Annotated in this window: 13 protein-coding genes and 1 pseudogene; 3 read left to right on the forward strand and 11 right to left on the reverse strand. The window is 43.5% G+C overall.

Annotated elements, in window-relative coordinates; all coding sequences use genetic code 11:
- Nucleotides 1-48: 48 nt before the first annotated feature.
- The 6 genes and pseudogenes from NXX38_RS24605 to NXX38_RS24630 all read right to left on the reverse strand — a co-directional run bounded on the left by NXX38_RS24605 (nt 49) and on the right by NXX38_RS24630 (nt 6,620).
- Nucleotides 49-1,353, reverse strand: coding sequence for an alpha-L-fucosidase (locus NXX38_RS24605; protein WP_148364607.1), 1,305 nt, complete (start codon nt 1,351-1,353; stop codon nt 49-51).
- Nucleotides 1,354-1,502: 149 nt separating this feature from the next.
- Nucleotides 1,503-2,775 (reverse strand): annotated as a pseudogene (locus NXX38_RS24610) (adenylosuccinate synthase).
- On the reverse strand, nt 2,772-3,260 hold the full coding sequence (locus NXX38_RS24615) for a Fur family transcriptional regulator (RefSeq protein WP_148364981.1): 489 nt from the start codon (nt 3,258-3,260) through the stop codon (nt 2,772-2,774). Before NXX38_RS24615 ends, NXX38_RS24610 begins: the two are co-directional and overlap by 4 nt.
- A gap of 82 nt (nt 3,261-3,342) precedes the next feature.
- Nucleotides 3,343-4,005: a DNA alkylation repair protein gene (locus NXX38_RS24620; RefSeq protein WP_004307185.1), complete on the reverse strand. Its 663-nt coding sequence runs from the start codon at nt 4,003-4,005 to the stop codon at nt 3,343-3,345.
- 6 nt (nt 4,006-4,011) lie between these two features.
- Nucleotides 4,012-6,060 carry a dipeptidyl peptidase 3 gene (locus tag NXX38_RS24625; protein ID WP_258981512.1) on the reverse strand — a complete coding sequence of 683 codons (2,049 nt, stop codon included), beginning with the start codon at nt 6,058-6,060 and terminating at the stop codon, nt 4,012-4,014.
- 95 nt (nt 6,061-6,155) lie between these two features.
- A complete protein-coding gene (locus tag NXX38_RS24630; protein ID WP_004301101.1) occupies nt 6,156-6,620 on the reverse strand; it encodes an AraC family transcriptional regulator in 465 nt (154 codons plus the stop codon).
- A 269-nt stretch (nt 6,621-6,889) separates the two neighbouring features.
- Here NXX38_RS24630 and recQ point away from each other — a divergent pair, with 269 nt between their 5' ends.
- Nucleotides 6,890-8,698 carry a DNA helicase RecQ gene (recQ, locus tag NXX38_RS24635; protein WP_258981513.1) on the forward strand — a complete coding sequence of 603 codons (1,809 nt, stop codon included), beginning with the start codon at nt 6,890-6,892 and terminating at the stop codon, nt 8,696-8,698.
- 184 nt (nt 8,699-8,882) lie between these two features.
- On the opposite strand, the gene NXX38_RS24640 is transcribed toward recQ, so the two are convergent.
- A complete protein-coding gene (locus tag NXX38_RS24640) occupies nt 8,883-9,701 on the reverse strand; it encodes a lipopolysaccharide assembly protein LapB (protein ID WP_148364597.1) in 819 nt (272 codons plus the stop codon).
- A gap of 26 nt (nt 9,702-9,727) precedes the next feature.
- Nucleotides 9,728-10,678, reverse strand: coding sequence for a cysteine synthase A (gene cysK, locus NXX38_RS24645; protein WP_195650256.1), 951 nt, complete (start codon nt 10,676-10,678; stop codon nt 9,728-9,730).
- Nucleotides 10,679-10,809: 131 nt separating this feature from the next.
- Here cysK and NXX38_RS24650 point away from each other — a divergent pair, with 131 nt between their 5' ends.
- Nucleotides 10,810-12,645, forward strand: a complete 1,836-nt coding sequence (locus NXX38_RS24650) for an LTA synthase family protein (protein ID WP_234132667.1) — start codon at nt 10,810-10,812, stop codon at nt 12,643-12,645.
- Nucleotides 12,646-12,696: 51 nt separating this feature from the next.
- Nucleotides 12,697-13,386, forward strand: a complete 690-nt coding sequence (locus tag NXX38_RS24655; protein WP_148364595.1) for a phosphatase PAP2 family protein — start codon at nt 12,697-12,699, stop codon at nt 13,384-13,386.
- 85 nt (nt 13,387-13,471) lie between these two features.
- Here the strand turns inward: NXX38_RS24655 and leuB are convergent, their stop codons facing one another.
- The 3 genes from leuB to leuD are packed head-to-tail and all read right to left on the reverse strand — an operon-like array spanning nt 13,472 to nt 16,719.
- On the reverse strand, nt 13,472-14,533 hold the full coding sequence (leuB, locus tag NXX38_RS24660) for a 3-isopropylmalate dehydrogenase (RefSeq protein WP_258981516.1): 1,062 nt from the start codon (nt 14,531-14,533) through the stop codon (nt 13,472-13,474).
- A 60-nt stretch (nt 14,534-14,593) separates the two neighbouring features.
- Nucleotides 14,594-16,141 (reverse strand): alpha-isopropylmalate synthase regulatory domain-containing protein, encoded by a 1,548-nt coding sequence (locus tag NXX38_RS24665; RefSeq protein WP_167511741.1) that lies wholly within the window; start codon nt 16,139-16,141, stop codon nt 14,594-14,596.
- Nucleotides 16,123-16,719: a 3-isopropylmalate dehydratase small subunit gene (leuD, locus tag NXX38_RS24670; RefSeq protein WP_148364593.1), complete on the reverse strand. Its 597-nt coding sequence runs from the start codon at nt 16,717-16,719 to the stop codon at nt 16,123-16,125. Before leuD ends, NXX38_RS24665 begins: the two co-directional genes overlap by 19 nt.
- Nucleotides 16,720-16,841 lie beyond the last annotated feature (122 nt).

A 16,841-nucleotide genomic window follows, 5' to 3' on the forward strand; every position in this document is an offset into this window, starting at 1 on the left:
CAATGTCAGAATAGTTTCCCCTCGCTTTTATGAAGAATTAGCTAAAAATTAGTCAATTGTCAGTTCTACTACATAGTCAATATCTTTCGGAACCTCCGCAAACTCAAGCAAAACACCTGCTTTCGTCTTTGTGAAACGAACCGGAGACTGATCTTTAAACAAGACTGCTTTCTTAATTTTCTTGTCTGTCAACGGCAGGAATAAAGCCCTGTCTTTCAGGTCAAGGATATGCACATAGAGTTTATTTCCTTTTTGTGTTGTCACTCCCCAATCATGCGGAGCAACTACACCACTTCGTGTTCCATAGATCGTTTCGCCATATTGTTTCATCCACTCTCCCATCTCTGCCAAGCGTTGCACAGCTACCGCAGGAAGTTCTCCATCGGGTTGAGGACCGATATTCATCAAAAGATTGGCATTCTTACCGGCTGCTTTCACCAGATAATGAATCAATGTCTTCGTAGATTTATAATTCTGGTCGGTAATCTTATATCCCCACATGCCATTCATTGTTTCACAAGTTTCTAACGGCAGATGGCTTACATCTTGCCCGGAAAGTCCGGCAGAATTTTCACCGGGCAGATCACGTTCAAAAATCTGAATATCTTCACCTTCAAAAGGTGTCTGGTGATGATTGTTACCGATAAGACATCCCGGCTGGAGTCTATGAATCAGCCTATATTGCTCCGGTAATTCCCAATCGAATTTTTCATTCTGGTCCTGATCCCACCATCCATCAAACCAGATAGCACCTATGGGACCATAATTCGTCAGCAACTCCGTCAACTGATTATTCATGAATTGATAATAACTTTTCCAATCCCCTTTCGAGTTCGCACGTCCTGTCCCCTGCCCTGTACGTCCCCAAGGATAGTCCTCACGCGCCCAGTCAAGATGTGAGTAATAAAAATGAAGCTTGATACCCTGCTTGGCACAGGCTGCTGCCAGTTCTTTCACGATATCTCTTTTAAAAGGGGTGGCTTTGACTACGTTATAATCCGAATACTTGGTATCAAACATAGAAAAACCTTCGTGATGACGGGTAGTGAAACAGATATATTTAGCTCCCGAAGCTTTAATAGCAGCCACCCATTTATCCGCATCAAACTTGGAAGGATAGAATCCACCTGCCAGTTTGGCATACTCTTTATAATTCAGATTATTATTTGACATAGTCCACTCACCGGAAGCGAGCATAGCATATAGCCCCCAGTGAAGAAAAATGCCAAACTTATTGTCTTGAAATTCCTGTCGTGCTTTCAGATTCTCTTCAGCAGGTTGATAGGGAGATTGTGCAAATGCTCCCAAGTTCATGACTAACAACAAAAGGAAAGTTATAAAACGTGTTTTCATAAGGCGTACATTATTATAGGCTTGAAAAAGGTTAAATCGGTAAATGCGCTATCGCAGAGAAGAAATATTTTAGGCACGGATTACACGGATTTCACGGTATTAATTAAAAAGAAACCGTGAAATCCGTGTAATCCGTGCCTAATCAATTGTTATTCTTCAGTATAACGTTCGATCGTCTGTGCTCTGTCCGGTCCTACGGAAACAATCTTGATTTCTACACCAAGCTGCTCTTCCAAGAAAGTCAGATAAGCGTTGAATTCTTCCGGGAATTCATCTTCGCTCTGCATCTTAGTCATATCCGTCTGCCAGCCGGGAAGTTCCGCATACACTGGTTCTACCCCTTCTGTGATGTCATACGGGAAATAATCGATTTCTTCACCGTTCACTTTGTAAGCAACACAAGCTTTGATTGTTTCGAAAGTATCGAGTACATCGCTCTTCATCATAATCAATTTGGTAACCCCGTTTATCATAACGGAATACTTCAGCGCTACCAGGTCGATCCATCCGCAACGACGTTTACGTCCGGTAACAGAACCGAATTCATGTCCCAAAGTACACATCTTGTCACCTGTTTCATCAAATAGTTCTGATGGGAACGGACCTGCTCCTACACGAGTACAGTATGCTTTGAAAATACCATATACTTCACCTATACGGTTAGGCGCCACTCCCAGTCCGGTGCAGGCTCCCGCACATACGGTATTGGAAGAAGTCACAAACGGATATGAACCGAAATCAATATCAAGCATAGTACCCTGAGCTCCTTCACAAAGAACACTCTTACCATCTTTCAACAGATTATTCACTTCATGTTCGCTATCTACAAAATGGAATTGTTTCAGGTATTCGATACCTTCCAACCATGCTTTTTCCAATTCTGTCAGGTCATATTCATAATTCAGACTCTTCAGGATTTGCTCGTGACGAGCCTTCGCAGCAGCATACTTCTGATCGAAGTTATGAAGAATGTCACCTACACGAACACCGTTACGGCTCACTTTATCCGTATAAGTAGGACCGATCCCTTTGCCGGTAGTTCCAACTTTGGCATCTCCTTTGGCTGCTTCCATAAGCAGCATCCAGAATACGGTGTGTCGGAAGAATCAGATGAGCTTTCTTTGAAATGTGCAAACGTTCTTTCAGCGGATGACCTGATGCCTCAAGTGCTTCTGCCTCTGCCTTAAACAATGCGGGATCAAGTACCACACCGTTACCGATGATGTTTACCTTGTTTCCCTGAAAAATACCGGAAGGAATAGAGCGGAGCACATATTTCTGTCCTTCGAACTCAAGCGTGTGACCGGCATTCGGGCCGCCCTGAAAACGAGCAACCACATCATACTTAGGTGTTAAAACGTCGACTACTTTTCCTTTACCTTCGTCGCCCCATTGTAATCCTAATAGAACATCTACTTTCATTTTTCTTTTTTATTGTTGTTATTTACTTTTTTCCGTTTGTTAGCTCTGTCGCACTTACTACATACTCCATATATATATAAGGAGTAATGTGAAAGCTGGAAGCGGCTCAATTTCGTATTTTCAATGGCATGCTGTAATTCCTCGTTCTGAAACTCGGTCACTCTACCACATTGAGTACATATCTGATGATGATGTGTCTCGCGATTATATGATTTTTCGTATTGGGAAGAAGTGCCGAACTGATGCTTAATGACCAATCGTGCATTAATAAGGAGGATAATAGTGTTGTAGAGAGTTGCACGGCTCACCCGGAAATTCTCCTGGTCCATCATCCGTAAATAAAGCATGTCAATATCGAAGTGACCGTCGATAGAATAAATAGTATCGAGTATGGCGTAACGTTCAGGAGTCTTACGATGCCCGTTCGCCGTGAGATATTCCGTGAATATCTGCCTTACTGTATCTTTCACGTTTTGAGTTTCCATCATCAGCCAAAATTAGCGCGAACAAAGTTAAGCCTTTTTTGCGGAAAGCAAAAGAAATTCTTAGAAATAAGTAATGGGTTAATTATTCTTCAGTCTCTTCTTTCACCATGTTGTAGAGCATCTGCTCCCCTTCCAAGGTAGAATCAGCCATTCCCTCCACCAGACGGCATACTTGAAAGGCATGTTCTTCACTATGCTGCATATATTTGCGGATAACCAATAAAGCAGCGTTACGAACGTGATAACTGTCGGAATGTACGGCACAGATCGCCTGATCGAGTAATTCACCGGAAGCGCGTTCAGTCATATCGCCTTTCTTCATCAGAAGACGGGCGGCCGTCAGAAAACCACAAGTCTGTATATACTCCTGCTCGTCAGCAATCCAGTGAAAAGATTTGGCCGGAGCATACGGTAAATGCTGGAAGAGATTCATGCAAGTCAGTTCGGCTATCTCGATATTCCGGATATTTTCTACCCAAATGTCGGCTATCTCGGGATAAAATGTTTCAATCGGCTGAAGCATTCCCGCCAGAATTTTACATTCGCGAATGTCCTCTTTCCACAGAGCCTGTGCCAGGTCATGATTCTTCTCATAACTTTCGGCAATCATCTTGATGCGGGGCAGTTCTACTCCGAAATTGAGTTTATAAACCAGCCCTTTCTCACGCATACTTTGGGACACAGCCCCGTTCATAGAGAGACGGAGCTGTGTCTTGATATCTTTCAATTGTTCTTTAATATCCATTTCAAATCAGTTGTTTATTGAAGGCAACGGAGAATAATCAGTGCTGTAACGCAACATTTGTTCTACATAACCCTCATCATAGGAAACTGTGACATCTGTAACAGTTCCGTTTTCATCTGTCACCAGTTCGTATTTCGGATTCACAAAGCCTTTGTAAGGAGCCAGATTCAGCTTCTTATAACGTTCCAGAACTTCTGCATGCAGAGCCGGATCCACTTTTACCGCATAGTTTTCTACCAATGTACGGGCACCTTCAAAATCACCAGTCGACTTGATGCGCTGGATTTCAGCTAATAATTCACCGAAAAGTTGACGTACCTTCTGATAGTCATTGATAACCACATAAGTCTTTCCGTCTTTTTTCACCAGTTCCACCGCTTTATCGGCAGCCCCCTTTTCAAATACCCAACGGGCTATCAGCTGGCGATTGCGCATGTGAGCTTCTTCAACACTATTTCCCGGTTCAATACGTACCAGTTGTGTCATCAACCCATTCATCAGATAAGTATAGTATTGAGCCTTATAAGCATCGGAAGAAGAGAGCAGCCCCAATTCCACCAGCTTCGGATCGGCTACATAATACAATCCGAATAAATCGGCCCGTGCCTCTTCGATAGTAGAACCATAAGCCTTCAATGCATCAGGATCTACCCCCGGAAGCAACTTGCCGGAACCGTGTCCCAGACATTCATGCAAGTCTGTATGAAGCTCATCCGTCAAGTCAGAATAAGCATCGATCAGCTGTAATTCCGCATCACTATAAACAAATTCTTCGTTGAATCCGTTTCCATGAGCAGCTTTATTATAAGCATCCGTTATGTTTCCGATAGTCACCGATTTGGAGCCATGATGGGCACGAATCCAGTTGGCATTCGGCAGATTGATACCGATAGCAGTTGCCGGATAAAGATCACCCGCAAGAATAGCGGCAGTGATTACTTTAGCCGATACGCCTTTCACCTTTTCTTTCTTAAAAGACTTATCAACCGGAGAATGATCTTCAAACCATTGCGCGTTACTGCTGATAATCTCCGTACGGTGTGTCGATTCCAGATCTTTGAAGTTCACCAAAGATTCCCAGCTCGCTTTCATCCCCAAAGGATCGCCGTAACTTTCGGTAAATCCGTTCACAAAATCGATCCGTGAGTCAAGGTCTTTCACCCAAAGAATCGCATATTCATCAAAATCTTTCAAATCACCGGTTTCATAAAATTGGATCAGCTTGGTGATAACAGCTTTTTGTGCCTCATTCTCTGCCACACCTTCCGCTTTCTTCAGCCAATAAACAATCTTCTCAATTGCCTGTGTATAAAGCCCGCCTACTTTCCAAACCTTCTCTGTCAACTTCCCGTTTTCTTTTACCAAACGACTATTCAGTCCATAAGAAACCGGTGTTTCATCTTTCGGATCTTTCAGCACGCTATAGAAACTTTCCGCCTCTTTCTGCGTCACTCCATCATAATAATTACAAGCAGAGGTCAACACAAGATCTTCGCCATCCGCTTGGTTTACCCGTTTCGGCATAACCGTCGGATCGAAAATCACCGGAAACAGTTCGGCACAAAGCTGTTCGGCAGTCTGCCCTTTCTCCAATGGAAGCAACTTGGCATCCAGACCGAGCACGGCCTGTTTCAAAAATTCCTGTGAGAAGTTCGGCACAAATTTCTCCATACCATAGTGGTGATGAATACCATTGGAGAACCATACCCTTTTCAGATACACCTCCATGTTTTTAAAATCAGGCGTCGTTTTATCTCCCTGATAGTTTGTATATACTGCTTCGAGCATCCTACGGATTCTCAAATTATATTTTCCATTCTGGTCAAACAGAATATCCCTTCCTTCCAGAGCAGCCTCTGTCAGGTAATAAATCAGTTCCTTCTGTTTCAGCGTCAGTTCCTCAAATCCGGGAACCTTATAACGCAATATCTGTAAATCAGCAAATTGTTCCACTGTATAATCAAATTTTCCTGCTTCAGCAGTTGTTGTTTTACTTCCTCCGCACGACGTTAAAAGCGTGGCGGCCACTGTCATTAAAATCAGATGTTTTCTCATAATGCTAGCATTGATTAATTAAAATGAAAAAAGGAATTATCCCCAAAATTTATCTTTCAGAGGTAATTCCTTTTGATCAGTTTCGGAACGCGCAATTATTTCTTATTTTCCAAATGTTTTTTGCGATATCCGTTAGGAGTTTCACCTACGTTTTTGTAAAATGCAGCGTAAAAAGATTGACGATTTGCAAAGCCAACCATAGCACTAATTTCTTCCACATTTTTGTCGGCATAACGTTTGTCCGTCAATAAATGCAAAGCATCTTTTACTCTGTATTCATTCAACAGGCAAGAATAGTTCATACCAAAGCGTGAGTTCACTACTGCAGAAAGGTAACGAGTATTCGTCTTCAATTCTTTCGCCAAGTCCTTAGCTGAATAATCAGGATCCTTGTACTTCTTCTGTACAACGATGATATTCAAGATTTTGTCATACAACTCGTCTGCCAATTCCGGTCTAATTAAAGACCTGTATGCAGCCTTCTTTTCTTTCTTTTCCCTCAAATTGTAGGGACGTTTTTTCGGAGTTTCTTCCGTTTTTTTGTTCTCTAAATCACTCATTGAATTAACTGGTTAGGGTTTGTTCATTTGTTAATAATTGCTCATTTGCAACATAACATGTTACAAATGTCTTACTTTTTTTTTAAACACACAATTATTTTGTGCATTTTTTTTCTAAATAAACAATCAAAAACCTTGAAAAAGAAGGAATAGCCTCGAATAATAAGAAACTTTAACTTATTTATAATTCATATCAGAAACAGAAATCTACACATGATGAAAATTGCCGAAGAAAAATGTACCTTTGCGGCATGGATAAATTAGCATCAATGAGAGAAACTCTAAAGACATATTTCGGATACGATAGTTTCCGGCCACTGCAAGAAGAAATCATCCGCCACGTCCTGAATAAGCAGGATGCACTGGTATTAATGCCTACTGGCGGGGGGAAATCGATCTGCTACCAACTTCCCGCACTGCTTTGCGAAGGTACCGCTGTTGTCGTTTCTCCACTCATCTCATTGATGAAAGATCAGGTAGAAGCATTGCTGGCAAACGGCATCGCAGCCGGGGCACTGAACAGCAGTAATAACGAAACGGAAAACGTTCATCTGCGACGTGCCTGCATTGAGGGGCGACTGAAGCTGCTTTACATTTCACCGGAAAAACTTTTAGCAGAAAAGGATTATTTATTGCGGGATATGAACATCTCTCTGTTTGCTATTGATGAAGCGCATTGCATTTCACAATGGGGACATGACTTCCGTCCGGAATACACACAAATGGGAGTGCTCCACCAACAATTTCCGCAAATACCGATTGTCGCCCTAACTGCCACTGCGGATAAAATCACGCGCGAAGACATCGTACGGCAATTACACCTCAACCATCCACGTGTCTTCATCTCATCCTTCGACCGCCCCAACATCAGTCTGACTGTGAAACGTGGGTTTCAAGCGAAGGAAAAGAACAAGGCTATCTTAGAATTTATTCACCGTCACGGGAAAGAAAGTGGGATTATTTACTGTATGAGCCGGAGTAAGACAGAAACCGTTGCACAGATGTTGCAAAAGCAGGGTATCCGCTGCGGTGTCTATCATGCCGGATTATCCGCCCAACACCGGGACGAAACACAGGATGACTTTATCAACGACCGCATACAGGTGGTATGTGCCACCATTGCATTCGGAATGGGGATCGATAAATCAAATGTCCGCTGGGTCATACATTATAATCTTCCCAAAAGTATAGAAAGTTTTTATCAGGAAATAGGCCGTGCCGGACGTGACGGCCTCCCCAGCAGTACTGTCCTGTTTTATTCACTCGGAGATCTCATATTACTCACTAAATTTGCTTCGGAAAGCAATCAGCAGAACATCAATCTGGAAAAACTACAACGGATGCAACAATATGCTGAATCCGATATTTGCCGGAGAAGGATTCTGTTAAGCTATTTCGGAGAAACAACCACAGAGGATTGCGGTAACTGTGATGTTTGTAAAAATCCTCCTCAACGATTTGACGGTACAGTCATTGTGCAAAAGGCATTAAGTGCCATCGCCCGCACAGAACAACAAATCAGTACAGGCTTGTTGATCGATATTCTTCGTGGAAGCTATTCTGCGGAAGTAACCGGAAAAGGTTATCAGGAACTTAAAACATTTGGTGCCGGACGCGACATTCCTCCTCGTGACTGGCAAGACTATTTGCTTCAAATGTTGCAACTCGGCTACTTTGAAATAGCCTATAATGAAAACAATCATCTTAAAATTACGGCAAGCGGAAGTGATATTCTCTTCGGAAGAGCCAAGGCGACATTAGCAGTCATCCGGCACGAAGAAGTCGCCACTCAAAAAGGAAAAAAGAAGAAAGTGGTGGTTGCAAAGGTACTTCCTTTCGGCCTGGAAGGGGGAGAAAACGAGGATTTATTCGAAGCCTTACGCGGATTGAGGAAACAACTGGCCGATCAGGAGGCACTACCCGCCTACATCGTCTTGTCAGACAAAGTATTACACCTGCTTAGTATTTCCCGCCCTACTACTATTGAAGAATTTGGTGAAATCAGCGGTATCGGAGAATACAAGAAAAAGAAATATGGAAAGGATTTCGTAAATCTGATTAGACAGTTCGTAGAATAAAAGAAATTCTTTAATAGTATATATTAACGAGCCATCTGACTAATTATTATTCGTTCCACAACTGTTTTCCTTTCGTTCTACCTATGTGGAACGAAAGGGAAACCTATGTGGAACGAACTAATGCCTATAACAAAAAGCTCTAACTTATGTAAACCGGAAAGATATAGTTGCCTTATTGATAACTTCATTTGCATTGCCGCAATTGTTCGTGCAGATCAGCCGGAGGCACTCCCAATGAAATGGCTTTCTCAAAGTCAGCTTTGGCAAGTCCTTTCTTTTTCTGTGCCAGATAGATATTTCCACGCAGCAGATAAGCATCAGCCGAGGCAGCATCCAACCGGATCGCTTCCTCCAAATCAACCAATGCCAGATCTTCATGCTTCATCTCGCGTTCCACGTCGGCACGGGCAATATAAAGCGTCGCATCGTCAGGAGTGGCCGTAATCATCTTATTCAGAATTTCAAGAGATTCCCGGAATTTTCCTTCTTTCTGCTCCAGAGTAGCCAATCCCAGACGACCGCTATAACTCTGCGGGTCCAGTTCCAGCAAACGATTATAATCGATTCTCGCAGCCGGATAATCCCGGCGGAGCACATAAATATAGGCACGCATCAACAAAGCTTCCTTGTTCTGCTTATCCTCATCAAGCACCTGACAATAATCGGTATAAGCACGGTCTGTTTTTCCCATTTCCATATAAATGGCGGCACGGTCGAGTAAAATAGGAACTGCCAAAGGAGCAAAATTCAGTGCAAAAGAATAAGACTCCAGCGCTTTGTCAAACTCACCCAAACGACGCTGCACCAATCCCAAGTTAGAAAAAAGCAACGCATTCTTGGCGTTCTTCGGTTCCAGCTTCAAAGCCTGAAGCAAAAGTTCCTCTGCTTTGGGAAGGCTGTCTTTCTCGATACATTCAATGGCTCTTTCGGACAATTGCTGATAAGTTTGCGCAAAAGCAACAGCCGGAAAACAAAAAAACAAAGCTATCATTATTCTTACCATGGTTCAGGTCTTTTTTAGTGAATAAATTAATCCAATGGATATGCGTCAAAAGCAAACAGTTCGGTCGACAAATAACGCTCTCCCGTATCAGGTAACAACGCTACTATTTTTTTGTTCTTAAATTCCGGACGCAGTGACAGTTGACGGGCAGCATACACGGCTGCTCCCGAAGAAATTCCCGCCAGCAGACCTTCTGTTGCCGCTAACTCACGTCCCGCACGAATCGCTTCGTCATCAGGCACACCCATCACCTCATCTACCACAGAAGCGTCATAAAGCTTGGGAATAAAATTCGCTCCGATACCCTGAATACGATGCGGAGCTGCCTCTCTTCCCGCCAATACAGGAGACGACGACGGTTCCACCGCCACAATATAAATATCCGGATTATGTTTCTTTAAAGCACGGGCTACACCGCACACTGTTCCTCCAGTACCCACTCCGGCTACAAAAACAGCCACTTCACCATCGGTATCGCGCCAGATCTCTTCACCTGTCGTCCGTTCATGAACAGCCGCATTAGCCGGATTCTCAAATTGTTGCAAGATCACCGAACCGGGAATACTATCACGCAACTCCTGCGCCTTGGCAATAGAAGCTGCCATCCCTCCTAACCCGTCCGTCAATACAATCTGCGCACCCAATGCTTTCAACAGGTTCCGCCGTTCCAGGCTCATTGTTTCGGGCATGGTCAATATCAGGTGATACCCTTTAATAGTGGCTACCATTGCCAACCCGACACCTGTATTTCCACTTGTCGGCTCAATAATCGTTGCACCGGGTTTCAGTGCTCCACGAGCTTCCGCATCTTCAATCATCGAAAGAGCCACTCTGTCTTTTACACTTCCCGCCGGATTAAAAGCCTCCAGTTTGGCAATAATATTTTGTTCCAGACCGTACTTTCCACTATAACCGGAAAGTTCCATCAAAGGGGTATTCCCCACTAAATCTGTTAGTTTCCTTGCAATCTTTGCCATCTTATTACTTTATTTTTGTCACAGACACGACAAAGATATGGAAAAAAAGGTATGTTTTATATCACTTCATGAGAAAGATAAGGAAAAGTATAGTAACTTTGTATCCGTTCAATCTTTTTAAGTTTACAGATATGAAAAAGAGAATCATACAATTTCTCACGACCTATTTTTTATTTGTTCTTTTATTCGTTCTTCAGAAACCAATCTTCATGGTTTACTACCATGATTTATATACCGACGCATCTTTAGGTGACTACTTCCGCATCATGTGGCACGGATTGCCTCTGGATTTATCTCTTGCAGGTTACCTGACCGCCATCCCCGGCTTACTGCTCATCGCCTCCGCCTGGACGAGTTCATCCATACTCCGCCGCATCCGGCAAGGCTATTTCGGAGCAATCGCCTTTGTCATGGCCTGCATTTTTATCATCGACCTGGGATTATACGGCTTTTGGGGATTCCGTCTGGATGCCACCCCCGTTTTCTATTTCTTCTCTTCCCCCAAAGATGCTATGGCAAGTGTCAGCTTTTGGTTTGTACTATTGGGAATCTTATCTATGCTGATCTATGCAGCAATTTTATACTTCATTTTCTATTATGTCCTTATCCGGGAGAAAAAGCCCCTGAAAATACCTTATCGACGTCAGAATGTCTCGCTTGCGCTCCTTTTGCTGACAGCGGCACTCTTCATCCCCATCCGGGGCGGATTCAGCGTGTCCACCATGAATTTGAGCAAGGTATATTTCAGTCAGGACCAACGCATGAATCATGCAGCCATCAATCCGGCATTCAGCTTCATGTATTCCGCCACCCACCAGAATAATTTCGATAAGCAATATCGCTTCATGGACCCGAAAATAGCCGACGAATTATTTGCAGAGATGGTAGACAAACCTGTCTCAGCAACAGACAGCATCCCCCAATTATTGAATACACAACGTCCGAACATTATTTTTATTATCCTTGAGAGTTTCTCCACACACTTGATGGAAACTTTCGGAGGACAACCCAATGTGGCTGTCAATATGGATAAATTCGCTAAAGAAGGCGTATTATTCAGCAACTTCTACGGCAGCAGTTTCCGCACAGACCGCGGACTGGCATCCATCATCAGCGGATATCCCGGCCAGCCAAGCACCAGCATCATGAAATATCCCGAAAAGACGGACAAACTTCCTTCTATCCCGCGCAGCCTGAAAAATGCCGGATACAACCTGGAATATTACTATGGCGGAGATGCAGATTTCACAAATATGCGCTCTTATCTGGTATCTTCCGGCATCGAGAAGATTATTTCCGATAAAGATTTTCCTCTGTCCGAACGTACAGGAAAATGGGGAGCACAGGATCACGTCTTATTCCAACGCCTGATGAAAGACCTGAAAGAAGAAAAACAAAAAGAACCGTTCCTGAAACTTGTTCAGACATCAAGCAGCCACGAACCGTTCGAAGTCCCGTTCCACAGGCTGGATGATAAAATCCTCAACTCCTTTGCGTATGCCGATAGTTGTGTAGGAGATTTCGTGAAACAGTATCAAGAGACACCGCTATGGAAAAACACACTGTTTGTACTCGTTCCCGATCATCAGGGTGCATACCCATATCCCATAGAAAATCCGCTGGACGGCCAAACCATTCCGCTGATTTTAATCGGAGGTGCAATCAAACAACCTCTTGTGGTAGATACTTATGCTTCACAAATTGACATTGCCGCCACCTTGCTTGCCCAATTAGGATTGCCGCATGATGAATTTACTTTCAGCAAGAATATCATGAATCCGGCCTCTCCTCATTTCGCATACTTCACCCGACCGAACTATTTCGGAATGATTACCGCCGATAACCAATTAGTGTACAATCTGGACGCAAATACTGTGCAACTGGACGAAGGTACCGCCAAAGGAGCCAATCTGGAAAAGGGAAAAGCATTCCTGCAGAAGCTCTACGATGACCTGGCAAAACGCTAGGAAATGAATTATATTGAATATTTATAAAGTAATATAGAACAATAAAGCCTGATGATACACACCGGAATTGTCCAATATCTTTCGGAGATAGATACAAATATCTTCTTGTCTTTCAATGGAATACATTCCCCTTTCTGGGATTATTTCATGAGTTCTTTCACGGGTAAATTCATCTGGATTCCCATGTATGCCACTATATTGTATATTTTATTAAAAAACTTCCACTGGAAAGTAGTACTGTGTTACGTGGCTGCCATTGCACTGACTATCACCTTTGCCGACCAAATGTGCAGCAGCATCATTCGTCCGGTAGTAGCACGTCTGCGTCCCGCCAATCCGGAGAACCCGATTGTAGATCTGGTATATATCGTAAATGGTTACCGCGGGGGAAGCTACGGTTTCCCATCGTGCCATGCAGCCAATTCATTAGGTCTTGCCATGTTTGTCATATTCCTGTTCCGTAAACGTTGGCTAAGCATTTTCATCCTGACCTGGGCAATACTCAACTGCTACACACGTATATATCTGGGTGTACATTACCCCGGTGATTTACTCGTAGGAGGTATTATCGGAGGATTCGGCGGTTGGTTGTTCTGCACCATCGCCCACAAAGCAGCCATCTATCTGGAACCTTCCACCCGCACGAAGAGAAAAGAAATAAAACAATGGTCAGTCACTATTTATGTAGGATTACTGACCGTGCTCGGTATTGTTCTATATTCCACTATTAAAAGTTGGTAGAACACAACAACACTATTTCGAACTAAAAAGTAAAAGCCTGACACCGTTATCCGATGCCAGGCTTTTACTTTTTTATCCGGGTTTATCAAGCTTTCTTGATATAATCAACAATCCACTGTCCTACTTCTTTTGTTCCGTACTTAGCACCGTCAGCTACCTGAATTTCCAGTGTGCGTACATTCTCATCCAAAGAAGCATCTACGGCTTTACGAATCAATGCACCCTCTTCTTTAAGGTCGAAATACTCGAACAACATAGCTACAGAAAGAATCTGTGCCAATGGATTAGCAATATTCAATCCCTTAGCCTGCGGCCATGAACCGTGAATCGGTTCAAATACCGGAGTACTTTCACCTGTAGAAGCAGAAGGAAGCAAGCCCATAGAACCACTGATTACAGAACCTTCGTCAGTCAGGATGTCACCGAATGTATTTTCCGTTACCATCACATCGAAGAAAGCAGGTTCCTGAATCATCTTCATTGCAGCATTATCCACAAACATATAATCAGTTGTCACTTCCGGATAGTTCGGAGCCATTTCCTGTGCGATCTGACGCCACAGACGGGAAGAAGCCAACACATTTGCCTTATCTACCACAGTCAGATGTTTTCTGCGCTTCATCGCATATTCGAAAGCCACCTTCAAAATACGTTCGATTTCCGGACGAGTATAATAGTTCGTATCATACGCCTTGTCATTATCCTGATACTTTTCACCGAAATACATACCTCCAGTCAGCTCACGGATACAGATAAAATCGGCATTTTCTACCAACTCCGCACGCAACGGAGATTTGTGGATCAGGCATTTGAATGTCTGTACCGGACGGATATTAGCAAAAAGACCCAGTTTCTTACGCATAGCCAGCAAGCCTTGTTCCGGACGTACCTTGGCAGTAGGATCATTGTCAAATTTCGGATCACCTACGGCAGAGAACAAAACAGCGTCCGCCTCTTTACAAACCTGATAAGTTGCTTCCGGAAACGGATCGCCTACTTTATCAATCGCATCAGCTCCACAGATTGCATATTCGTAACTTACTTTGTGACCAAACTTCTCGCAAACGGCACTCATCACATCTACACCTTGCACAGAGATCTCCGGTCCGATGCCGTCGCCTGCTAATACAGCAATTTTAAAATCCATAATCGTTTATTCTTCTATTTATATATTCGTATAAAAAACATTCTTCGGGCAAGTTGTTTCTCACTTGCTCTTCTCGTATTCATCTTCGATGAGGTTCAACATCTTCATAGTAGCCTTGATGGCAGCCTCTGTCTGGTCGGCATCGAGCCCGCGGGTACGGAACACCTGCTCATCATAACTCCACGTGATAACTGTCTGCACAAATGCATCCGTACGTCCACCGGGAGGAATGGTTACCGCATAATTGGTCAACATCGGGAATTTACGTCCTAATGTCACCTTATATATCTTACGCAACGCACGAACAAAAGCATCATACTGACCATCGCCGCCTGAACTCTCTTCGTACTCTTTTCCGTTGATTTCTATCTTCAACGTTGCCATCGGTTTCAGCCCATGAGCCAGATTCACAAAATAGCTCTTCAGTTTAACCTTCTCACCCACTGCTCCGTGTTTCAACACATCCGAAACAATGTACGGCAAATCTTCCTGTGTGACCAGCTCTTTCTTGTCGCCCAACTCGATGATGCGTTCCGTTACCTTGCGCATAGCATCTTCGTCCAGCTCCAGTCCAAGATCTTCGAGGTTCTTGCGGATATTCGCTTTACCGCTTGTCTTACCCAATGCATATTCCCGCTTACGGCCAAAACGTTCGGGAAGCAAATCATTACAGTAGAGATTATTCTTGTTATCCCCGTCAGCATGCACCCCTGCCACTTGCGTAAAGACATTCTCACCTACAATCGGTTTATTGGCAGGTATCACAATTCCCGAATAAGACTCCACTACCCGGCTGACATCATTCAAACGGCTTTCGTCGATATTGGTCACCGCATTGAAATGGTCTTTCAGGATAGCCTGCACACTTGCGAGAGGAGCATTTCCTGCCCGTTCGCCCAGTCCGTTGATGGTTGTATGCAATCCTTTGACACCGCTTAATACCGCGGCAAGGACATTACTCACAGCCAAATCATAATCATTGTGCGCATGGAAATCGAGATGAGTATTCGGATAACGTTTCTTCATCTTCCGCATATACTCTATCACTTGCAAAGGATTCAAGATACCCAACGTATCAGGCAACATAAAACGCTTGACGCTCGTTTCTTTCAATCCATCCATCAACTGAAACACGTATTCGGGAGAATCCTTGATACCGTTGCTCCAATCTTCCAGATAAACATTGACGGTTATATCCTGTTCGTCGGCATAATGCACCACACTTATGATATCCGCCAGATGTTCTTCCGGTGTCTTTTTCAGTTGTTGCGTACAATGCTTCAATGAACCTTTACAAAGAAGATTAATCACACGGCAACCGGTACGCTGAATCCAATCGACAGAAGTATGCCCGTCGACAAAGCCGAGCACTTCCACTTTATGGAGCAGATTACGACGGGCAGCCCAGTCGCAAATCATCTTCACGGCTTCAAACTCACCGTCCGACACACGCGCCGAAGCAACTTCCACCCGGTCTACCTTTAAATCTTCTAACAGTAAACGGGCGATCATTAGTTTCTCATGAGGCACGAAAGACACTCCGCTGGTTTGTTCACCATCACGGAGCGTTGTGTCCATGATTTCTATTTTCACGCCTTCTTTTCCCATTCTTCTATTTTATCTTTATTGCTCAACAAGAAATCGATATCGTCCAATCCGTTCATCAAACAAAGTTTCTTATAAGCATTGATTTCGAAATGTTCACTTTTACCTGTCGCCTTGTTGGTGATGGTCTGTTCGGGAAGGTTCACTTCCACTTCCATCTTCGGGTCCGCTTCTATCGAATCGAACAACTCCTGCAGAAACTCCTCGGTAACAACCACCGGCAGCACAAAGTTGTTCAACTCATTATTCTTATGAATATCGGCAAAGAAACTGGATACCACCACGCGGAAACCATATCCTGCAATGGCCCAGGCAGCGTGTTCACGGCTGGAACCCGAACCGAAGTTTTTTCCTGCCACCAATACCTGTCCGCTGTAAGTAGGATTGTTTAACACAAAATCCTTGTTCAGGGAACCGTCAGCATTATAACGCCAGTCACGGAAAAGATTATCACCGAAGAATTTTTCTTCACGAGTGGTTGCTTTCAGGAAACGTGCCGGAATAATCTGGTCAGTATCTACGTTTTCTAAAGGAAGAGGTACACAAGTACTTGTTATTATATTAAATTTTGTCTTAGCCATCTTTTTATTTACGATTTAACGATTTACTATTTAACGATTGAAATTACTATTGACTCATTCTCTTACGACAGACAATCTGATTCACGACCATTTTTCAATCGTAAATCGTAAATTGTCTAATC

The sequence above is a fragment of the Bacteroides sp. BFG-637 genome (assembly GCF_024793605.1).
GTDB lineage: Bacteria > Bacteroidota > Bacteroidia > Bacteroidales > Bacteroidaceae > Bacteroides > Bacteroides vicugnae.